General features: G+C 69.1%; 18 protein-coding genes and 1 rRNA gene. 3 read left to right on the forward strand and 16 right to left on the reverse strand.

Annotation, left to right across the window (positions count from 1 at the left end):
* From ACTWQD_RS17810 to ACTWQD_RS17835, 6 genes are all read right to left on the reverse strand, one after another.
* Positions 1–88, reverse strand: a 16S ribosomal RNA gene (locus ACTWQD_RS17810); the annotation flags it as partial.
* A gap of 528 nt (positions 89–616) precedes the next feature.
* Positions 617–1,930 carry a tyrosine--tRNA ligase gene (gene tyrS, locus ACTWQD_RS17815; protein ID WP_443197454.1) on the reverse strand — a complete coding sequence of 438 codons (1,314 nt, stop codon included), beginning with the start codon at positions 1,928–1,930 and terminating at the stop codon, positions 617–619.
* A gap of 106 nt (positions 1,931–2,036) precedes the next feature.
* Positions 2,037–4,265, reverse strand: coding sequence for a HelD family protein (locus ACTWQD_RS17820; protein WP_443197455.1), 2,229 nt, complete (start codon positions 4,263–4,265; stop codon positions 2,037–2,039).
* 161 nt (positions 4,266–4,426) lie between these two features.
* Entirely contained in the window at positions 4,427–4,948 is a 522-nt protein-coding gene (locus tag ACTWQD_RS17825; RefSeq protein ID WP_443197486.1) for an adenine phosphoribosyltransferase, read from the reverse strand.
* Between the two features lie 47 nt (positions 4,949–4,995).
* On the reverse strand, positions 4,996–5,601 hold the full coding sequence (locus ACTWQD_RS17830) for a hypothetical protein (protein ID WP_443197456.1): 606 nt from the start codon (positions 5,599–5,601) through the stop codon (positions 4,996–4,998).
* Between the two features lie 76 nt (positions 5,602–5,677).
* Positions 5,678–6,376, reverse strand: coding sequence for a DNA-3-methyladenine glycosylase (locus ACTWQD_RS17835; RefSeq protein ID WP_443197457.1), 699 nt, complete (start codon positions 6,374–6,376; stop codon positions 5,678–5,680).
* Positions 6,377–6,463: 87 nt separating this feature from the next.
* On the opposite strand from ACTWQD_RS17835, the gene ACTWQD_RS17840 reads away from it, so the two are divergent.
* Together ACTWQD_RS17840 and ACTWQD_RS17845 are read left to right on the forward strand one after the other, a co-directional pair.
* Positions 6,464–7,996 (forward strand): AlkA N-terminal domain-containing protein, encoded by a 1,533-nt coding sequence (locus ACTWQD_RS17840; RefSeq protein ID WP_443197458.1) that lies wholly within the window; start codon positions 6,464–6,466, stop codon positions 7,994–7,996.
* The gene (locus tag ACTWQD_RS17845; protein WP_443197459.1) at positions 7,993–8,499 is read left to right on the forward strand and encodes a methylated-DNA--[protein]-cysteine S-methyltransferase; all 507 of its coding nucleotides are present in this window, start codon (positions 7,993–7,995) and stop codon (positions 8,497–8,499) included. The genes ACTWQD_RS17840 and ACTWQD_RS17845 overlap by 4 nt, the downstream gene beginning before the upstream one ends.
* A 73-nt stretch (positions 8,500–8,572) precedes the next feature.
* On the opposite strand, the gene ACTWQD_RS17850 is transcribed toward ACTWQD_RS17845, so the two are convergent.
* The 10 genes from ACTWQD_RS17850 to argC form a co-directional block, all read right to left on the reverse strand.
* On the reverse strand, positions 8,573–9,313 hold the full coding sequence (locus ACTWQD_RS17850) for a maleylpyruvate isomerase family mycothiol-dependent enzyme (protein WP_443197460.1): 741 nt from the start codon (positions 9,311–9,313) through the stop codon (positions 8,573–8,575).
* 56 nt (positions 9,314–9,369) lie between these two features.
* Positions 9,370–9,918 carry a pyridoxine/pyridoxamine 5'-phosphate oxidase gene (locus ACTWQD_RS17855; RefSeq protein ID WP_443197461.1) on the reverse strand — a complete coding sequence of 183 codons (549 nt, stop codon included), beginning with the start codon at positions 9,916–9,918 and terminating at the stop codon, positions 9,370–9,372.
* Between the two features lie 166 nt (positions 9,919–10,084).
* The gene (argH, locus tag ACTWQD_RS17860) at positions 10,085–11,563 is read right to left on the reverse strand and encodes an argininosuccinate lyase (RefSeq protein WP_443197487.1); all 1,479 of its coding nucleotides are present in this window, start codon (positions 11,561–11,563) and stop codon (positions 10,085–10,087) included.
* 26 nt (positions 11,564–11,589) lie between these two features.
* Entirely contained in the window at positions 11,590–12,795 is a 1,206-nt protein-coding gene (locus ACTWQD_RS17865) for an argininosuccinate synthase (protein ID WP_443197462.1), read from the reverse strand.
* Positions 12,796–12,892: 97 nt separating this feature from the next.
* Positions 12,893–13,426 (reverse strand): arginine repressor, encoded by a 534-nt coding sequence (locus tag ACTWQD_RS17870; protein ID WP_443197463.1) that lies wholly within the window; start codon positions 13,424–13,426, stop codon positions 12,893–12,895.
* On the reverse strand, positions 13,426–14,403 hold the full coding sequence (gene argF / locus ACTWQD_RS17875; RefSeq protein WP_443197464.1) for an ornithine carbamoyltransferase: 978 nt from the start codon (positions 14,401–14,403) through the stop codon (positions 13,426–13,428). Before argF ends, ACTWQD_RS17870 begins: the two co-directional genes overlap by 1 nt.
* A 32-nt stretch (positions 14,404–14,435) precedes the next feature.
* A complete protein-coding gene (locus tag ACTWQD_RS17880; protein WP_443197465.1) occupies positions 14,436–15,707 on the reverse strand; it encodes an acetylornithine transaminase in 1,272 nt (423 codons plus the stop codon).
* A complete protein-coding gene (gene argB / locus ACTWQD_RS17885) occupies positions 15,704–16,660 on the reverse strand; it encodes an acetylglutamate kinase (RefSeq protein ID WP_443197466.1) in 957 nt (318 codons plus the stop codon). Before argB ends, ACTWQD_RS17880 begins: the two co-directional genes overlap by 4 nt.
* A gap of 46 nt (positions 16,661–16,706) precedes the next feature.
* Entirely contained in the window at positions 16,707–17,873 is a 1,167-nt protein-coding gene (gene argJ / locus ACTWQD_RS17890) for a bifunctional glutamate N-acetyltransferase/amino-acid acetyltransferase ArgJ (RefSeq protein ID WP_443197467.1), read from the reverse strand.
* Positions 17,870–18,901: an N-acetyl-gamma-glutamyl-phosphate reductase gene (gene argC / locus ACTWQD_RS17895; RefSeq protein ID WP_443197468.1), complete on the reverse strand. Its 1,032-nt coding sequence runs from the start codon at positions 18,899–18,901 to the stop codon at positions 17,870–17,872. The genes argJ and argC overlap by 4 nt, the downstream gene beginning before the upstream one ends.
* A 202-nt stretch (positions 18,902–19,103) precedes the next feature.
* On the opposite strand from argC, the gene ACTWQD_RS17900 reads away from it, so the two are divergent.
* Positions 19,104–20,069, forward strand: coding sequence for a quinone oxidoreductase family protein (locus tag ACTWQD_RS17900; protein ID WP_443197469.1), 966 nt, complete (start codon positions 19,104–19,106; stop codon positions 20,067–20,069).
* The last annotated feature ends 27 nt before the right edge of the window (positions 20,070–20,096 follow it).

Consider the following 20,096-nt stretch of genomic DNA (forward strand, 5'->3'; position numbering starts at 1 on the left):
CGGTGCAAGCACCGGATCATCGTTCGACTTGCATGTGTTAAGCACGCCGCCAGCGTTCATCCTGAGCCAGGATCAAACTCTCCGTTGAAGTAAAACAGACACAACCAACACCCCCGGGAAAACGGGAACCATCGGCTGCACAAAATTTGAAACCAGCTGTAAAAACCATGCCATCCACGGGGTGGACAACACAGCCAAAACAACCAATCAATAAAACAATTGGTATCAACAAACTTGGCACACTATTGAGTTCTCAAACAACAGACACATTCGAATTACTCGGCGAACAATTCAATAAATGAATTTCTTTTCGCTTTTCCCTCGCTGCGATATTTCCAGCTTATTTCATTCATTTCAACTTTGCAAATCCAGATTTTCATCTGCATTTCATCCGGTGAAGCGAATCCGCCCAGCATAATTGGAAGCAACCTTTCATTTCTGCGCCGTCCGCTCCAGGGGAGCCGAAAGTACTAGAAGAATTGCTTCTCTATTTTTGTTGGGGTTGGCCGCCACTCTTCGGTGGCGACTCAGAAAACAATACACGCTCCTCCCCGACCTTGCAACCGGGTCGGGAAGGAGCGTGCAGGTGACGCGCGGTGGCACGGCGCAGCTCCGGCTAGGCGGCGCTGACCTCTACCGTGGCAAGGTTCTTCTTGCCGCGGCGCAGGAGCAGGTAGCGGCCGTGCAGCAGTTGGCCGGGTTCGATCACGGCCTCCGGGTCCGATACCTTCGCGTTGTTGACGTAGGCGCCGCCCTCCCCCACGGTGCGGCGGGCCGCGGACTTGCTGTCCGACAGTCCGGTTGCCACCAGGAGTTCAATGATGCCCAGGCCGCCGGCGTCCACGGTGGCGGTCGGGAGTTCGGAGGTTGCGGCCTTGAGCGTGGCCTCGTCGAGGACGCTGAGGTCGCCGTTGCCGAACAAAGCGGCAGAGGCTGCGATGACTTTCTCCGTGGCCTCGACGCCGTGCACCAGGGAAGTGACTTCGTAGGCGAGCTTCCGCTGGCCCTCGCGGGCAAAGGGACGCTCGGCAACGGCGGCTTCCAGGGCCTCGATCTCTGCGCGGCCAAGGAACGTGAACACCTTCAGCCGCGACGCAACATCGCTGTCCGCCGTGTTCAGCCAGAACTGGTAGAAGGCGTAGGGGCTGCACATCTCCGGATCCAGCCAGATGGCGTTGCCCTCGCTCTTGCCGAACTTTGAGCCGTCGGCATTCGTGATGAGGGGCGTGCCCAGGGCGTGGACGTGCTTGCCCTCGACCTTGCGGATCAGATCGGTGCCGCTGGTGAGGTTGCCCCACTGGTCCGAACCGCCGGTCTGCAGGACGCAGTTGTAGTCGCGGAACAGCTGCAGGTAGTCCATGCCCTGAAGGATCTGGTAGCTGAACTCGGTGTAGCTGATTCCCTCGTCGGAATTCAGCCGGTTGGCGACAATGTCCTTCTTGATCATGGTGCCGACCCGGAAGTGCTTGCCGATCCCGCGCAGGAAGTCGATGGCGCTCAGCGGCGCGGTCCAGTCCAGGTTGTTGACCATCCGCGCGGCGTTGTCACCCTCGAAGCTGAGGAAGCGCTGTACCTGTGCCTGCAGTTTGCCTACCCACTCGGCGACCGTTTCCGGGGTGTTCAGCACGCGCTCGGCGGTCTGCCGGGGATCCCCGATCAGGCCTGTGGAACCGCCCACCAGCCCGAGCGGCTTGTGGCCGGCCAGCTGGATCCGGCGCATCAGCAGCAACTGGACCAGGTTGCCCAGGTGCAGGCTCGGCGCGGTGGGGTCAAAGCCGCAGTAATAGGTTGCGGGTTCACCGGCGAGCAGCTTCTCAAGCTCCGCCTCATCTGTAGAGACGTGGACAAGGCCGCGCCATTTCAGCTCCTGCCAGACGTTGGCGAAGCTGGGGTCATTCTGCTGGGAACGAAGATCATTTAGCTGGGACACGGAATCTAAGGTAGCAGGATCAGGGCGGTCCCAGCGCGTGTGACCACCCTGCTCCCCCGGCGCCCGCGCCCCTGACGGCGGCCGTTCAGTCTTCGATGCCGGCCATTCAGTCTTCGATGCCGGCCGGCACTGCCGCGGCGGCGATCAGGCGCAGCCGCTGCGTGGGGCGGGTCATGGCAACGTACAGGTCGCCTACCCTGCCGTGCTCGTGGTTCAGCATGGCGGAGGGCTCCAGCACCACAACGCCGTCGAACTCCAGCCCCTTGGCCTCGCGGGGGCTGATGACGACGATGTCCTGCGCATAGCTGCCGGCGTCCGTGCCCACGCGGTGGCCATAGACGGCCCGCAGTGCCGCGGTCGCCTCGGGGAGAAGGTCGCCGTCGGCAATGACGGCCAGGAGCCCGCCGTCCAGCGCGGAGATCTCCTCCGGCAGGACGTCCACGAGCTTGCTGATGATCTGGCCGGATTCGACCCGGTCGATCAGCGGCGCCCAGCGGCCTTCACGGACGGCCTTCGGTGCGGACACCACCAGACCCGCCGCGTTCGCCATCCGGGCGGCGGCTTCCGCGATCTGCGAGGGCGTGCGGTAGTTGACCGTGAGTTCCTCGAGCTGCCACCGGTCCCCGAACATGGGCGCCAGGGCGCTGTGCCAGGAGTTGGCGCCGGCCACGGAGCTGGTCTGGGCAATGTCACCCACGATGGTGAACGACTTCAGGGGGCAGCGGCGCACCAGCAGCCGCCATTGCATCGGCGAAAGCTCCTGGGCCTCGTCCACCACAATGTGGCCGAACGCCCAGCTGCGGTCCGTCGTGGCGCGCTCGGCGGCGGTGAGCCGGGCCTCGCGCTCCTGGTTCTGGTCCACGAGCTCTTCCGCGGTGAACAGGGCGTCGACGCCGGCAGTCTCCATGTTGACCAGCGTCTGCTTGGCGTTGGCCAGGTCGCGGGCGCGGTCCGCTTCCTGCTGGGCCAGCCCCCTGCCGGCGGCCGCGTCGAGTTCACCGAGGAGTTCCGCCGCCTCGTCCAGGAGCGGCACGTCCGCCTCGGTCCATGGCGCGTCCGCGGGCCGGAGCAGCAGTTCGCGCTCCGCGGGGCTGAGGTGGGGGGTGCAGGCCTCAAGGATCGCGGGCCTGCTGAGCAGCTCGGTAATGAGCTTCTCCGGGGTCATGGGCATCCAGCACAGGTTCAGCGCAATGCGGACATCCCGGGCGGAACGGACGTCCTCGGCGAGGTAGGAGCGGTCTGCGTTGTTGCCCAGGTTCCCGGCTTCGACGAGTTCCGTCATCTGCTCGGTCAGTTCGCGCAGCAGGATCTTGACGAAGGACACGCGGGCCTCGTTGTGCGGCTTGCCGGTGGCACGGGCCCGGTCCCGGGCGCGGCGGACCTGCCGGGGCGTCAGGACAAGCTTGCGCCCGTCGACTTCGAGGATGCGGTTCTCCGCGGGGATGCGCTGCCGGTTGGCGACGGCGTTCGCCACGACCTCGGCCATGTCCAGACGGCCCTTGATGGCCGCGACGGCGGACTCAGGTTCCGCCACGGCGTGGATGCCGGGCATCAGCCGGCCGACGCTCGCCATCACAACGCCGGTCTCGCCGAGTGAGGGCAGCACACGCTCGATGTACTTCATGAACGACGACGACGGCCCCACCAGCAGGACGCCGGCGGACTTCAGCCGGTCCCGGTGGGTGTAGAGCAGGTAGGCGGCGCGATGCAGCGCCACGGCGGTCTTGCCGGTGCCGGGCCCGCCCTGGACCACCAGGGCGCCGGAGATCGAGGAACGGATGATCCGGTCCTGCTCGGACTGGATGGTGCCGACGATGTCGGACATCCGGCCGGTCCGCTTGGAGTTGAGGGCCGCCAGCAGGGCGCCCTCGCCCTGGAGGGATTCGTTGTCAGCGAGCAGGTCGACGTCGAGCACGTCATCTTCGATGGCCTTGACCTCGCGGCCCTGCAGGATGAGGTGGCGGCGGCGGCGCACCCCCTGCCGGTCGAACGCGGTGGCCTGGTAGAAGTGCCCGGCCTCGGGCGCGCGCCAGTCGAGCATGAGGCGCTGGAGGTCGTCCGTGGTGAGCCCGATGCGGCCGATGTACTGGGCTTCGCCGGAGTCGAGGTCGAGGCGCCCGAACACAAGCCGGTCGTCGACGGCGTCGAGCTGCGCCAGGCGGTCCTCGTAGAGGGCCGCGAACGCGTCCCTCTCGGAAACGTTCTGCATGGTGCCCACGGCTCCGGCCCGCCGGACCTGGGCCAGCTGGGCGCGCTTTTCCGCCCGCAGCTCATCCAGCCGGGCATACAATCCCGCTACATAGTCGCGTTCATGGGCCAAATCAGCGTCGTGCATCGAACGTTCCCCTATCGAAAAAGACAGACCAACCATTCTACTACCATTTCGGCCTTCCCACCGGAACATGTCAGTTTTTTGCTGGCATTCTACCGAGGCGGTTGGAATCGTCCATGGGTGCCGCAGGCATGTCGCCGCCCGGCCCCGTTGGGGAAAGGTCGCTAGAGGGCCAGCAGGGAGCTGACCCGGTGGCCGGCCAGGGCCGCGCGGCCGCCCAGATCGCCCAGTTCCATCACCACGCCCACGCCGGCCACGTGAATGCCGCAGCGTTCGAAGAGCCGGGCGGCGGCACCGAGGGTCCCGCCCGTGGCGAGGACGTCGTCGAGGATCAGGACCCGGCTGCCGGGAGCGAGGTCCGTGGTGTGCAGCTCCAGGGTGGCGGTGCCGTATTCGAGCGCGTAGTCCTCCGCCACCACGTCCCGTGGCAGCTTGCCGGCCTTGCGGACGGTGATGACGCCGGTGCCGGTGGCATAGGCGGCGGCCGCGGCCAGCAGGAAGCCGCGCGCCTCCACGCCTGCGACGGCGTCGAACTGGCCCTCGAAGGGCTCCACCAGGGCGTTGACCACAGCCTTGAGGGCTCCGCCGTCGGCGAAGACGGGGGTCAGGTCCTTAAAGACGATGCCGGGTTTGGGATAGTCGGGGATGGTGGCGCAGAGGCTGCTGATCAGTTGGCCCACCGGCATGGCGGCGTCGCTGGTGGTCACGGTGGTCTGCTGGAGCTCGCTTTGATTCACCCATCAACCCTACTGGGCGGTTCCAAATCCTCCGGAGTGCGGAGGAGTCCGTGCGCCAGCCCGTAGCTGACGACGTCGAGGGCTTTCCTGAGCGCACGCTCGGCGTTGAACCGGCCGGACGTGGCGGCGGCCAGGCGGTGGGGGTCCTTCGCCCACTCCGAGCTGCGGAACCGGTCCGCGTCGCCGTGCAGGAGACGTCCGTAGAGAACGTCCTCGAACACATCGCTTCCGTCCGTGGGCGCCGGAACCGGAATCACGTGCTGGCGGCCCTGGACCATCTCGGGGGTGAAGAGGCCGACCACAGCGTCCGCCCCGTCCGCGAGCGTGCGGTCGCCCCCGGCGTTGCACCGGCGGAGGGCCCGCACCACCAGCTTGAGGGACACGTGCTCGTCGCGGACGATGAACTTGCGCAGCAGGGCCGCCCGGAAAAGCTCCAGCCACTGCCGGCGCTCGAGCTCCCGGGGTTCCGCGGGCACCGGCCCCCCGGCCTGCGGGTCCGGCTGGAACAGTTCTGCCATCCGGAAGTAGTCCGAGGCCAGCTCCGCAAAGATCTCAAGCCGCTCGAGTTCGTTGCGCGGCTTCCCGCGCTTGCCCTCTCCCATAAGTCCTCATCATCCCTGTGCTTATATCCCTGCGCTGCAGGTGGTTGGGAATCGCCGGGACCACCGGCCACTGCTGCTAGGCCCGGCGCGCCTTCGCTGCCTTGTAGCGGGAGACGGTGGGGTCACCGGTGAGCCAGTAGCGCCAGGGGTAGTCGTCCGAGCCCCCGGCCCCCGAGACGCCGACGCGGGGTCCCGAGCTGACATCAGTGGCGTGGGCGGCCGGGAGTTCCAGCCGGAACGGGAAAGCCAGGGCGTCCCGGCCGCTGTCCGCCGTCGTGATGCCCAGAGCGGTGGCGAGCCGGGCGGGGCCGCTGGCGAGGTCTTTGGGGGACTTCGACGCCGGCCGCCGGCTCCGGGCCAGCTCCTCCCCCGCCACAATTTCGCCGGCCCGCAGCAACACGGCGGACGCCGTGCCATCCGGCCCGCACACAATGTTGGCGCAGTGGTGCAGGCCGTAAGTGAAGTAGACGTACAGGTGGCCCGCCGGGCCGAACATCACCGCGTTGCGGGCCGTCGCTCCGCGGAACGTGTGCGATCCCGGATCCGGATGCAGCGAGTCATGCGGGCCCAGGTAGGCCTCCACCTCGGAAATCCGGACGGACACCGCGCCGTCGCGCCCGTCGTGCGTCAGCACGGCCCCGAGCAGCAGGGGCGCCACCTGCCGGGCGTCCTGGGCGAGCAGCGCGCGCAGTCCGGGAGCGGGCGGACCTCCAGTGGGCTGGGCGTTGCTGGGCGGTCCGCCGGCGGGCAGTCCGGCACCGGGCGTCGCAGTCATGGTCCCACTGTAGCGGGCAGCAAGCCGCACCACGGCCGTGTCCGATTCCCGCTAGCAGCGCTGCAGGACAGCTGGCAGGATGAACCTATGGACTTCTGGCAGCGCTACCGGGCAATTGACGCCCGGGACACCCGGTTCGACGGGCAGTTCTACACCGCTGTCCGCACCACGGGCATCTACTGCCGCCCGTCCTGCCCCGCCCGGACCCCCAAGGCCGGAAACGTCACGTTCTACGAAACCTCCGCCGCCGCGCACGACGCCGGCTACCGGGCCTGCAAACGCTGCCTCCCCGAGGCCGTCCCCGGCACGCCCGCCTGGAACCTGCGCTCCGACGTCGCCGGCCGCGCCATGCGGCTCATCAACGACGGTGTGATCAACCGCGACGGCGTGGAAGGGCTCGCCGCCCGGCTGGGCTATTCCTCGCGGCAGCTAAACCGGATCCTGAGCCACGAACTTGGCGCCGGGCCGCTGTCCCTGGCGCGGGCCAGCCGCGCGCAGACCGCCCGCACCCTGCTGGTCTCCACGTCGATGAAGGCGGCAGACATCGCCTTCGCCGCCGGCTTCAGCAGCGTGCGGCAGTTCAACGACACCATGGGCGAGGTCTTCGCCATGACCCCCTCGGCGCTGCGGGCCACCGCGCGGCACCCCAAGGCGCCGGCCCACGCTGCGGCGTCCCCGTCCACCGCGCTGACCCTCAACCTTCCCTACCGGGAGCCCTTCGATCCGGGGGTTTTCGGCTTCCTCGCCGTCCGGGCCATCCCGGGCATCGAGGAGGGGTCCGCCAACTCCTACGCCCGGACGCTGCGCCTGGCCCACGGCGACGCCCGCTTCCGGGTGGACTGGGACGCCGGTGCCCCCGGCCGCCCGCTGGTACTGACCATCGGCGCCGTCGACCTGCGGGACCTGCCCACCCTGCTCAGCCGCATCCGCCGGCTCCTGGACCTCGACGCCGACCCGGTCGCCATCGACAACGCGCTGGGATCGGATCCGCGGCTCGCCGCCAGCGTCGCGGCCGCGCCGGGAATGCGGATGCCCGGGGCCGTGGACCCACAGGAGCTGCTGGTCCGCGCCATGATCGGCCAGCAGATCACCGTCGCCGCAGCCCGGACCGCCCTGATCCAGCTCTCCGCAGCCGGGAGCGAGAGCCTGGTTCCGGCGGACGGACTGCACCGGCTGTTCCCGACGGCGGAACAAATTGCCGGGGCCGGATACGAACTGCTCCGCGGCCCGCAGCGCCGCATCGACGCGGTCCGCGGCGCAGCCGCCGCGATGGCGTCCGGCGCCCTCGATTTCGGCTACGGTGATGACCTGCCAAGTCTGGAGTCCAAGCTGCTGCCGCTCGCCGGCGTCGGGCCCTGGACCGTGGGTTATGTGGCGATGCGCGTCATCGGAGCCCCGGATGTTTTCCTGGCCAACGACGCGGCCGTGCGCAACGGGATCCGCTCCCTCGGCCGGGACCAGCAAGGCCCGGCGGTCGCCGGGGACCTGCTGGCCCCGGACTTCCGTGAGGTGAGCCCCTGGCGCTCCTACGCCACGATGCACCTGTGGCGCGCGGCGGCCGGCGCGCAGGCGGCGGCCCGGTCCGCGAAGACAGCTACTCCAAGGAAAGTGACGCCATGAAAGCCCAGCTGTTGACCATGTCCACCCCGGACGGTCCTTTTACCATCATTGCGCGGGACGGGGCCGTGCTGGCCTCCGGCTGGACAGCGGTGCCCGGCGAGCTGACGGGGCAGATCCATCCGGAGCTGCTTCCGGCGGAGTACGAGGCCGTCACCGGGCTGGGCGGCATCTCGGCGGCGGTGGAGGAGTTTTATGCCGGGAACCCCGGGCCCGCCATGGACGTGCCGGTGCTGCAGAAGTCCGGCCCGTTCCGCGGGCACGCCTGGGACGTGCTGCGGACCGTCGCGCCGGGGCACCCCGTGACCTACACCGAATACGCGGAGCTCTCCGGAAACGGAAAGGCTGTCCGGGCCGCGGCCAGTGCGTGCGCCTTCAACGCGGCCGCACTGTTTGTGCCGTGCCACCGCGTGATCCGCACGGACGGCAGCCTGGGCGGCTTCCGCTGGGGGCTGGCCATCAAGGAAAGCCTCCTGGCGCGGGAAAGCCGGCTGGCCGCCGCCTGAAACGGTGAGGTGGGATTTCGCGCGCCCATGCCGCTCGTGGTCATGGTCGCGAAATCCCACCTCGGCAGGGGGGTCAGCGGGTGACGGGCACGCCGGCCGGCCACGGCAGCAGCTCGGGAAGGTCTACGCCGTCGGCCGCAGCCGTGGCGCGCAGGCTGCCGAGGGTGGGGGTGCGCCCTGCGAGCCAGGCCGCGATGTCGGTAAGCATTCCGTTGATGGCGGTGGAGCGTCCGCCGGCGGCGCCGATCGCGACGGCCGGCAGGCCGAGCGGCTGGAGGACGAAGCGCTGCCCTTCCGGCACCCGGGCGGCCAGGAACTCAAACAGGTGCTCGCAGAACGGCCGGCTCCAGGTTTCCGGGCCGCGGCCGGTGCCCAGATCGGTTGCATGGATGGTGAGTTCGCGCCAGAGCGCCAGGCCGCCGTCGAACACGACGCCGCCGCGGAAACTGATGGGCGTCTGCCAGCCGGCGCGCTCCAGCGTCCCGAAGGCGCGCAGGGCCCGGTCCAGGGCGGCGTCCAGATCGGCCCGGTGTTCTTCGGCGGTGTGCCCGGCGGCCATCTCGATGGCGCGGGTGCGGCCCTCATAGCCGCCGTCGTAGAGTTCAATGCTGTCGCCGCGGGCGGCGAATTCGACCTGGCGGGCCATCGCGTTGGCGATGCCGCAGATATGGGCCAGCACGTGGCCGCGGGTCCAGCCCGGCAGTTCCGAGGCGGCTTTGACGTCCTCCGCGGTAAAGGTGGCCGCGATTCCTGTCACTACGCCGGCTGCCCGGCGGAGTTCTTCCGGGAGTTTCTCCGGGGTGATGTGGGTCATGGCGATCATCCTAACCGAGGCTCTGGATAATCCCGACTAACTGAAGTGCCGATGAACTAAAGCACCGACTCATTAAAATGCCCCGGGCCGTACTGGTGGCGGATGTGCCGGCGGTCGTGCCGGGCCTGCCAGAACTCGACCTCTCGGGGCCTGATGGCGTACAGCTGCCAGGCTGGGTTTTCGTTCCCGCTGCCGTCCGCGCCGGGCCGGGCGAGCCAGTCGGCCGCGGAGGCTTCGCGGGAAAGCTCACTGACGGCCCCGGCGACGCGGACCTGCCGGCCCTGCGGCTGCCAGAAGAAGTTCAGCGCCGCGTGCGGGTTGCCGGTGAGTTCCCGGCCCTTTCGGGAGGCGCGGGAAGTGGCGAAGTGCCAGCCGTCGTCATCGATGTTCTTCAGGATCAGCATCCGGGACGACGGCCGTCCCAGCCCGTCCGCGGTGGCGAGGCTGCACGCGTTGGGCTGCGGCACCCCGGCGGCCAGTGCCTCGTGAAGCCACTGCCGGAAGAGTTCGGCAGGATCCGCAGGGGCCGAGGCCGGGTCGAAGTCCGGCAGCTCGTCCGGAAAATCTGGCAGGCCGCGCAGGAGCTGGCGGAATGATTCGCTCATGCGAAGACCCTACCCGGATGTTCCCGGCGGCAACCGGACATCGCTCCCCCACCTTTGGCAGGAAATCCGCCGACGCTCCTGCAGGCGGTGCAGGAGCGTCGGCGAAAACTAGCCTCGCAAGCTCGGCCAGGGAACCCTGCCGGCGTGGGCCATTCGCGTGTGGCTGCTACCCCGCGTAGGCGCGGACGCCGTCGAGCTCCGCCTCAAGGGCCAGGAGCTGGCGCTCGACGGCGGCCGGCGCCGTGCCGCCCTGGGAGTTGCGGCTGTTGAGCGAGCCCTCCGTGGACAGGACCGTGCGGACCTCCGGTGTCAGGTGCTCCGAGATGGCCGCGTATTCCTCATCCGTCAGGTCCCAGAGCTCGACGCCGCGGCTTTCGGCCTGCTTCACCGCGGCACCGGAAAGCTCGTGCGCCTCCCGGAACGGAACGCCCTGCCGGACCAGCCATTCGGCGATGTCCGTGGCCAGCGCGAAGCCCTGCGGCGCGAGCGCTTCCATCCGTTCGGTGTTGAACGTCAGGGTCGCGATCATGCCGGAGACGGCCGGGAGCAGGAGCTCCAGGGTGTCCGTGGCGTCGAAGACCGGCTCCTTGTCCTCCTGCAGGTCGCGGTTGTACGCGAGCGGCAGGCCCTTGAGCGTGGCCAGAAGCCCGGTCAGGTCGCCGATCAGCCGGCCGGCCTTCCCGCGTGCAAGCTCGGCCACGTCCGGGTTCTTCTTCTGCGGCATGATCGAGGAACCGGTGGAGTAGGAGTCGTGCAGGGTGACGAAGGAGAACTCCTTCGTGGCCCACAGGATGACTTCCTCCGACACCCGGGACAGGTCCACGCCGATCATGGCGGTGACCCACGCAAACTCGGCGAACACGTCGCGGGCGGCGGTGCCATCGATGGAGTTGTGCGTGGCCGAGAAGAAGCCCAGGTCCGCGGCCACGGCCTCCGGGTCCAGCCCGAGCGAGGAGCCCGCCAGGGCGCCCGACCCGTACGGCGACACCCCGGCGCGCTTGTCCCAGTCGGCCAGCCGCTGCACATCGCGCAGCAGCGGCCAGGCGTGGGCCAGCAGGTGGTGGCTGAGCAGCACCGGCTGGGCGTGCTGCAGGTGCGTGCGGCCGGGCATGGCCACTCCCTGGTGCGCCCGGGCCTGGTCCACCAGCGCTTCGATGGTGGCGAGCACGCCGCGGGCGATGATCCGGGCGTGGTCGCGGAGGAACATCCGGCCCAGCGTGGCCACCTGGTCGTTGCGGGACCGGCCGGCGCGGAGCTTGCCGCCCAGATGCGTGCCGGCGCGCTCGATCAGCCCGCGTTCCAGCGAACCGTGCACGTCCTCATCGGACTCGGCCGGCAGGTACGCGCCGGAGGCGACATCCTCGTCCAGCCGGGTGAGGGCGTCCAGCATGCCTTCCAGTTCGGCGTCGTCGAGCAGTCCGGCCTTGTGCAGCACGCGGGCGTGCGCCTTGGACCCGGCGATGTCGTAGCGGGCCAGCCGCCAGTCAAAGTGCGTGGACTTGCTCAGCGCGGCGAGGGCGTCGGCGGGGCCGCCGGCGAACCGCCCACCCCACAGCGCACCGGTGTTTGTAGCTTCGGACTTCGTCCCCGGGCGCACCCCAGCCTCGCTCCGCTCGGCCGGGGACCCCTGCGCCCGTGGGCCCATTTCGGATTTGTGCTCAGCCACGCGGGCTACTTTCCTGCGACGCGGATGTCGCGGCCGGAGGCGACCTTGGCGGACATGCCCCACAGCTCGATGAAGCCGCGCGCCATCGACTGGTCGAAGGTGTCGCCGGTGTCGTAGGTGGCGAGGTCGAAGTCGTAGAGCGAGGTGTCGGAACGGCGTCCGTTGACGATTGCCTGGCCGCCGTGGAGCACCATGCGGATGTCGCCGGAGACGTACTTCTGGGTGTCCTCGATAAAGGCGTCGAGGGAGCGCTTCAGCGGGGAGAACCACTGGCCGTCGTAGACCAGTTCGGCCCAGCGCTGGCCGACCGTGGCCTTGAAGCGGGCCTGCTCGCGCTCGATGGTGATGTCTTCGAGGTGCTTGTGCGCGGTAATGAGGGCCATGGCCCCGGGGGCCTCGTAGATTTCGCGGGACTTGATGCCCACCAGGCGGTCCTCGACGACGTCGATCCGGCCCACCCCCTGGGCGCCGGCGCGGCGGTTGAGTTCCTTGATGGCCTGCAGCGGGGTGACCTTGACGCCGTCGATCGCGACCGGCACGCCGGCCTCGAAGGAGATGGTGACTTCATCCGGCGCCGGCGGGAACTCCGGGGTGGCGGTGTAGTCGTAGATGTCCTTGGTGGGGGCGTTCCAGATGTCCTCGAGGTAGCCGGTTTCGACGGCGCGGCCCCAGACGTTCTGGTCGATCGAGTACGGGTTCTTCTTGGTGGTCTCGATCGGCAGCCCCTTCTCCTCGGCGAAGGCGATGGCCTTGTCGCGGGTGAGGGCGAGGTCGCGGACCGGGGCGATGCACTTCAGGTCCGGGCCGAGGGTCTGGATGCCGACTTCGAAGCGGACCTGGTCGTTGCCCTTGCCGGTGCAGCCGTGGGCCACGGTGGTGGCGCCGAACTCGCGGGCGGCCTTGACCAGGTGCTTGACGATCACCGGGCGGGAGATGGCTGAGACCAGCGGGTAGTGGCCCTGGTAGAGGGCGTTGGCCTTCAGCGTGGGCACGCAGTATTCGTTGGCGAACTCGTCGGACGCGTCGGCCACGTAGGCTTCGACGGCGCCGCAGCCGAGGGCACGCTGGCGGATGGTTTCCAGCGATTCGCCGCCCTGTCCGACGTCGACCGCCACGGCGATGACCTCGGCGCCGGTGGCTTCACCGATCCAGCCGATGGCTACGGAAGTATCCAGGCCACCGGAGTAGGCCAGAACAATACGCTCAGTCACGTCAAATGCTCCTTAGTTGTTTTGGTACTGCTTTTGTCTAGGGAAAGCCTGTCACATGGCCGTGGCAGGCCCAATCTTCAAAAAAACCTGCGGGTGCTCAGCTGGTGCCGGCTTCCTCGGCGAGCTGCAGGAAGCGCGCCGCCACGCCCGCGCCGCCTTGCGGGTCACGCGTGACCAGCAGCACGGTGTCGTCCCCGGCGATGGTGCCTAAAACGGACGGCATCACCGAATGGTCGATCGCGAGGGCCAGGAAGTTCGCTGCGCCCGGCGGGGTCCGGAGCACCACGATGTTCGCCGACGCTTCGGCGGTGACCAGCAGTTCGCCGCAGAGCCGGGTCAGCCGCGCGTCGAGGATCTCCTGCGTGACGCCGCTCTTGGCCGCCCGCTCCCCGCCCTCCCCCGGCACCGCGTAGACCAGCACGCCTTCCTTGCCGCGGACCCGGACTGCGCCGAGCTCCACAAGGTCCCGCGACAGCGTGGCCTGGGTGACCTGGACGCCGTCATCCGCGAGCAGCGCCGCGAGTTCGGCCTGGGACCGGACCGATTCCCCGGTCAGGATCGCGGTGATCCGGGCCTGCCGTGCCGTCTTGGTGGCCGGGCTGGCCCCCGGGGAGGCCGGTTGGGCGGACACTACCCGAGTCCTTCAACCACGGCGAGGCCGGAACGGTGCATCAGCCATGCCATCAGGGCCTTCTGCGCGTGCAGCCGGTTCTCGGCCTCGTCCCAGACGACGGACTGCGGGCCATCAATCACGGCCGCGGCGATCTCGTAGCCCCGGTAGGCGGGCAGGCAGTGGAGGACGACGGCGTCCGGTGCGGCCAGCTGCATGGCGGCCTCGTCGACGGCGTAGTTCCGGAACAGCTGCAGCCGGGCTTCCTTCTCGTCCTCCTGGCCCATGGAGACCCACGTGTCGGTGGCGACGACGTCGGCCCCGAGCAGCGCCTCGGCGGCGTCCACGGTCACCAGCACCGAGCCGCCGGTCTCCGCTGCGCGGTTCTCGGCGGCGGCGATGATCTCCGGGGACGGCAGGTATCCCTCAGGTCCGGCAATCCGGACGTTCATGCCGGCCGTGACGCCGGCCAGCAGGTAGGAGTTGGCCATGTTGTTGGCGGAGTCACCGAGATAGCTCATGGTGAGGCCCGCCAGGGTGCCCTTGTGCTCCTTGATGGTGAGGAGGTCGGCGAGGAGCTGGCAGGGGTGGTAGTCATCGCACAGGGCGTTGATGACGGGAACGGACGAATTCCCGGCCATGGCAACGAGTCCGGCATGCGCGCCGGTGCGCCAGACGATGGTGGACACCATGCGGTCGAGGACCTTGGCGGTGTCCTCGACGGATTCCTTGTGGCCGATCTGCGCCTCGCCCGGGTTGATGATGAGCGCGTTGCCGCCCATGTCCGCCACCCCGGTGGCGAAGGAAACCCGCGTGCGGGTGGACGTCTTGTCGAAGATGACGGCGACGGTCTTCCGTCCGCTGCCCTCGGCGGCGTACGGCTGGACGCTGTACGGGGCGGCCTTCATCCGGACGGCGAGGTCCAGGACCTCGGCCTGCTCGGCCGGGGTGAGGTCGGTGTCCTTGAGGAAGTGCCGGACCTGGCTGTTGGAAGTCACGGGCGAATTCACTGTCGGAACTTCAGTCGCGTTCACTGGGCGTCCTTTGCGGTCTGGAGGAGGGCGGGCAGGGCCGCAAGGAAACGGTCGGCCTGTTCGGTGCTGAGGATCAGCGGTGGCGCGAGCCGGATGGTGCGGGGGCCGGGGCTGTTGACGATGAAACCCGCGTCGAGGCCGGCGGTGACGACGGCCGGGGCCATGTCGGCGTCGAGGTCGAAGCCGATCAGGAGCCCTTCGCCACGGACCTCGGTGACGCCGTCGGTGGCTGCCAGCCTGGCGCGCAGGTGGTCCCCCACGGACCGGACATGGGCCAGGACGTCCTGGCTTTCCAGCACGTGCAGGGTGGCGAGGGCCGCGGCGGTGGCCACGGGGTTGCCGCCGAAGGTGGTCCCGTGCTGGCCGGCGGACAGCAGCGAGGACACCTCGGGCCCGAACGTGAGCAGGGCCCCGATCGGGAAGCCTCCACCCAGGCCTTTGGCGAGGGTCACGGCGTCGGGGACGATCCCGGCGTCTTCGCTGGCCAGCCATTTGCCGGTCCGGCCGATGCCGGTCTGGACCTCGTCCAGGATCAGCAGGGCGCCCGCGGCGCTGGTCGCCTCGCGCGCCGCCTTGAGGTAGCCGGCAGGCAGCGGGCGGACGCCGGCCTCACCCTGGATCGGTTCGAGGAAGACGGCGGCGGTGGTGTCATCCACCGCGGCGCGGAGCGCGTCGACGTCGCCGAAGGGGATGTGCACGACGCCGGCCGGCAGCGGGGCGAACGGCGCCCGGTAGGCCTCCTTGGCGGTGAGCGCAAGGGCGCCCATGGTGCGGCCGTGGAAGGCGCCCTCCAGCGCGACGATTTTGGTGCGCGGCGTCGCTGGACTGTCCGGGCTGGCGCCCGAGTTGCGCCGGGCCAGCTTAAACGCCGCTTCCACGGCCTCGGTCCCGGAGTTGGCGAAGAACACCTTGGAGCCGGCCGGGGCCTTGCTGATCTCCAGCAGTTTCTCGGCCAGCGCGATCTGGGTGGGGCTGGTGAAGAAGTTGGAGACGTGGCCCAGGGTGGCGAGCTGGCTGGAGATCACCGACGTGACGAAGGGGTGCGCGTGGCCGAGGGCGTTGACGGCGATGCCGCCGAGGAGGTCAAGGTATTCCTTGCCGTCGGCGTCCCACACGAGGCAGCCCGCGCCGCGGACCAGGACCCGCTGCGGCGTGCCGAACACGCCCAGGAGGGCGGACGAGTAGCGGGACAGCCACTGCGCGCCGGTGGTCTGGCCGCCGGTTTCGACCAGCTCCGTGAGTTCGGGGGCAGTTTCGATCTGGTTCATTTGCGTTCCTCGTCCGGGACGACCTGCGTGCCGATGCCCGCCGTCGTGAAGGTTTCCAGCAGCATCGAGTGCGGCAGCCTGCCGTCCACGATGTGTGCGCGTTCGACGCCGCCCTCGACGGCCTTGAGGCAGGCCTCCATTTTGGGAATCATGCCCGATTCCAGGCGCGGCAGCAGCTCGCGGAGTTCCGACGCCGTCAGCGAGGAGATGAGCGAGGAACGGTCCGGCCAGTTGGCGAAGAGCCCCTCGACGTCGGTGAGGATCACCAGCTTCGAGGCGCCGAGGGCTTCGGCGAGGGCTGCGGCGGCGGTGTCCGCGTTGACGTTGAGGACCTGGCCGGTGGTCTGCGCCTGCTTTGTTCCCGCGTCCAGGCTGCCGTCGTCGAAAATTTCGGGGGCAACGGTGGAGATCACCGGGATCCGTCCGGCCGCGATGATGTCCAGGATTCCCTCGGGGTTCACGCCGGTTACCTCGCCCACCAGGCCCAGGTCCACCTCCTGGCCGTCGACGACCGTGCCCGTGCGGACCGCGCGGAGCAACCCGCCGTCCTCGCCGGACATGCCGACGGCGTAGGGGCCGTGGGAGTTGATGAGGCCCACCAGCTCGCGGCCCACCTGGCCCGTGAGGACCATGCGGACCACGTCCATGGCTTCGGGCGTGGTGACCCGGAGGCCGCCCTTGAATTCGGACTCGATGCCGAGCCGGCTGAGCATGGCGTTGATCTGCGGACCGCCGCCGTGCACCACCACGGGGTGGATGCCGACGTGGTGCAGGAACACGACGTCCTCGGCGAAGGCACGGCGGAGCTCATCGTTGACCATGGCGTTGCCGCCGTATTTGATCACCATGGTGGTGCCGGCGAAGCGCTGGATCCAGGGCAGGGCCTCGATCAGCGTGCCGGCCTTGTCCTGCGCGTCGGACATGGACGTGGTTTCGCGGGTCTGGGTGTTCATGGGGCGTCCTCCTGTTTGTCCTCCTGTTCGTCCTTCTTCGAAGGCACTAGCTGGAGTAGGCGCTGTTTTCGTGGACGTAGTCGTGCGTGAGGTCGTTGGTCCAGATGGTGGCCTCGGCCCCGCCGGCCTGCAGGTCGATCTCGACCAGGACCTCGCGGGGTTCCAGGTCCACCAGGCTGCGGTCGTCGCCGATGCTGCCGTTGCGGCAGATCTGCACGCCGTTCATGGACACGTTGAGCTGGTCGGGTTCGAAGGCGGCGTCGGTGGTGCCGACGGCGGAGAGGACCCGGCCCCAGTTGGGGTCCTTGCCGAAGATGGCGGCCTTGAAAAGGTTGGAGCGGGCGACGGAGCGGCTGACCACTTCGGCGTCTTTTTCGCTCGCGGCGTTGAACGTGCGGATCGCGATGTCGTGGCTGGCGCCCTCGGCGTCGCCGATGAGCTTGCGGGCCAGCTCCGCGCAGACCTGGGTCAGGCCCGCGCCGAAGTCGACGGCGGACGGCACGGCGCCGGAGGCACCGGAAGCGAGCAGCACCACGGTGTCGTTGGTGGACATGCAGCCGTCCGAGTCTGCCCGGTCAAAGGTGACCCGGGTGGCGTCGCGGAGGACGACGTCGAGCATGTCCGGCTGGACGTCCGCGTCGGTGGTGAGGACCACCAGCATGGTGGCGAGTCCCGGGGCGAGCATGCCCGCGCCCTTGGCCATGCCGCCGATGGTGAATTCCTTGCCGGCGGCGTCGGTGCCGGTGAAGACCGCCTCTTTGGACACGGAGTCCGTGGTCATGATGGCGGTGGCGGCGTGGGATCCGCCGTCGCTGCTGAGGGCCGCCGTGGCGGCACCGATCCCGGCGAGGATCTTGTCCATGGGCAGCTGCTCGCCGATCAGTCCGGTGGAGCAGACAAAAACGTCGGTGGCGGAGACGCCGAGGGCTTCAGCGGTTTTTTCGGCCGTGGTGTGAGTGTTCTGGAAACCCTGCGGGCCGGTGCAGGCGTTGGCCCCGCCGGAGTTGAGGATAACGGCGTCCACGCGGCCGTCCTTGACCACTTCGCGGGACCAGTGCACGGGGGCTGCGGCGACCCGGTTGGACGTGAACACGGCTGCGGCGGCTTTGGCGGGACCGTCGTTGACCACGAGGGCAAGATCCGGCTTTCCGGAGGTCTTGAGGCCGGCGGTGACGCCGGCGGCGCGGAATCCCTGGGGGGCGGTGATGCTCACGGTGCGACTCCCTGGTGGTTGAGGCCGGCGGTTTCCGCCAGGCCGAGGGCGATGTTCATGGACTGCACGGCGCCGCCGGCGGTCCCCTTGGTCAGGTTGTCGATGGCGCACGTGACGATCACGCGGCCGGTGTGCGCGTCGAGCGCCAGCTGCATCACGGCGTGGTTGGATCCCTGCACGGACTTGGTGGACGGCCAGCGGCCTTCAGGCAGCAGGTGCACGAACGGCTCGTCGTCGTAGGCCTCGGCCCAGGCGGAACGCAGCTCCTCCGCCGTCACGCCCGGCCGCACCTTGGCGGTGGCGGTCGTCAGGATGCCGCGGCTCATGGGTGCCAACGTGGGGGTGAAGGAGACGGTGACGGGGGCGTTCAGCGCCTTCGACAGCCCCTGTTCGATTTCCGGGGTGTGCCGGTGGCCGCCGCCCACGCCGTAGGGGCTCATGGAGCCCATGACCTCGGCGCCGATCAGGTTGACCTTGGCGGCCTTCCCGGCCCCTGAGGTGCCGGAGGCGGCGACAATCACGACGTCGTCCGCCTGCAGCAGGTGGTTGCTGAAGCCGGGGGTCAGGGCGAGCAGGGCCGACGTCGGGTAGCAGCCCGGGACGGCGATCCGCTTGGCGCCGCGGAGGGCCTCGCGCTGGCCCGGCAGCTCCGGCAGGCCGTAAGGCCACGTTCCGGCGTGCGGGGAGCCGTAGAACTTCTCCCAGGTTTCGGCGTCGTCCAGCCGGTGGTCGGCACCGGCGTCGATGACCAGGGTGCCGGCCGGCAGCTGCGCGGCGATATCGGCGGAGGCGCCGTGCGGAAGGGCCAGGAACACGACGTCGTGTCCGGACAGGTTCTCCACGGTGGTGTCCTCGAGAATGCGGCTGGCCAGACCGTGGAGATGGGGCTGCAATTCCCCTAGTCTGGAACCGGCGTTGCTGTGCGCCGTGATGGCGCCGATGGTGACGTCGGGGTGGCCGGCAAGGAGCCGCAGCACCTCGCCGCCGGCGTAGCCGCTGGCCCCGGATACGGCAACAGAAATAGTCATACCCCCGACTATACAGCAAGACTATGCATAGATCCCGATATTTATGCATGGGTGGTGCGCGTGTTCCGCTCCCCTTGACCCGCGGCGGCACGGACAGCCGCGCCGGATCCCGGACGGCACTTCGCCGATGGGGCCGGTGTCCCTAGGATGGGTGAAAACAGCCGGGTCCGGCCCGCACACGTCAGCCCAGTCAAGGAGTTCCATGATGCATGCAATCGTTGCCCGCGAGGCCGGAGGCCCCGACGTTCTCAACCTGGCTGAAGTGGACCGCCCGGTCCCGGGCCCCGGGCAGCTGCTGGTCAAGGTCGCCGCCGTCGGCGTGAACTTCATCGACACCTATAAGCGCAGCGGCGCCTACAAGGTGGCGTACCCCTTCACCCCCGGCTCCGAGGCCTCGGGCACCGTGGAGGAACGGGGCGACGGCGTCACCGGGTTCTCCGTTGGCGACCGTGTGGCCACGGCCGAGGGCGTCAACTGCTACGCCGGCTACGCCCTGATTGACGAGGACAAGGCGCTGCCGGTGCCGCACGGGGTGGACGATTTCACGGCCGCGGCCCTGCCGCTGCAGGGCATCACCGCGCACTACCTGATCAACTCCTCCTTCAACGTGGAGCCCGGCCACACCGTCCTGCTGCACGCCGGTGCCGGCGGCGTGGGGCTCCTGCTGATCCAGCTGCTCAAGGCCCGCGGCGCGCGTGTCATCACCACGGTGTCCACCGATGACAAGGAGCAGCTGGCCCGTGAGGCCGGCGCGGACCACGTGCTGCGCTACGACGGTTTCGCCGCGGAGGTCCGCGAACTGACCGACGGGGCCGGCGCGGACGTGGTGTACGACGGCGTCGGGAAGGACACGTTCGACGGGTCCCTTGCCGCCCTGCGCGTCCGCGGCACCCTGGTGCTCTTCGGAGCAGCGTCGGGCCCGGTGCCGCCCTTCGACCCGCAGCGGCTCAACTCGGGCGGCTCGCTGTACCTCACCCGGCCGACGATCGGCCACTTCCTGCGCGACGCCCGGGAACGCCGCTGGCGCTCGGACGAGCTCTTCGCGGCAGTGGCCGACGGGACCCTCAAGGTGCGGATCGGCGCCCGTTACGACCTGGCCGAAGCCGGCCGGGCCCACGATGACCTCGAGCAGCGGCGCACCACCGGCAAAGTCCTGCTGGTGCCCTAGGCCGGGTATCACGGGCTCAGGAACAGA

Source organism: Pseudarthrobacter sp. 1C304 (genome assembly GCF_052245515.1).
GTDB lineage: Bacteria > Actinomycetota > Actinomycetes > Actinomycetales > Micrococcaceae > Arthrobacter.

Coding starts and splice junctions, on each gene's coding strand:
- ACTWQD_RS17900 (WP_443197469.1), top strand. CDS start 19,104: ATGATGCATGCAATCGTTGCCCGCGAGGCCGGAGGCCCCGACGTTCTC.
- ACTWQD_RS17830 (WP_443197456.1), bottom strand. CDS start 5,601: ATGGGAGAGGGCAAGCGCGGGAAGCCGCGCAACGAACTCGAGCGGCTT.
- ACTWQD_RS17835 (WP_443197457.1), bottom strand. CDS start 6,376: ATGACTGCGACGCCCGGTGCCGGACTGCCCGCCGGCGGACCGCCCAGC.
- argC (WP_443197468.1), bottom strand. CDS start 18,901: ATGACTATTTCTGTTGCCGTATCCGGGGCCAGCGGCTACGCCGGCGGC.
- ACTWQD_RS17845 (WP_443197459.1), top strand. CDS start 7,993: ATGAAAGCCCAGCTGTTGACCATGTCCACCCCGGACGGTCCTTTTACC.
- ACTWQD_RS17850 (WP_443197460.1), bottom strand. CDS start 9,313: ATGACCCACATCACCCCGGAGAAACTCCCGGAAGAACTCCGCCGGGCA.
- ACTWQD_RS17880 (WP_443197465.1), bottom strand. CDS start 15,707: ATGAACCAGATCGAAACTGCCCCCGAACTCACGGAGCTGGTCGAAACC.
- ACTWQD_RS17825 (WP_443197486.1), bottom strand. CDS start 4,948: ATGCCGGTGGGCCAACTGATCAGCAGCCTCTGCGCCACCATCCCCGAC.
- ACTWQD_RS17855 (WP_443197461.1), bottom strand. CDS start 9,918: ATGAGCGAATCATTCCGCCAGCTCCTGCGCGGCCTGCCAGATTTTCCG.
- ACTWQD_RS17840 (WP_443197458.1), top strand. CDS start 6,464: ATGGACTTCTGGCAGCGCTACCGGGCAATTGACGCCCGGGACACCCGG.
- ACTWQD_RS17820 (WP_443197455.1), bottom strand. CDS start 4,265: ATGCACGACGCTGATTTGGCCCATGAACGCGACTATGTAGCGGGATTG.
- argB (WP_443197466.1), bottom strand. CDS start 16,660: ATGAACACCCAGACCCGCGAAACCACGTCCATGTCCGACGCGCAGGAC.
- argH (WP_443197487.1), bottom strand. CDS start 11,563: ATGGGCCCACGGGCGCAGGGGTCCCCGGCCGAGCGGAGCGAGGCTGGG.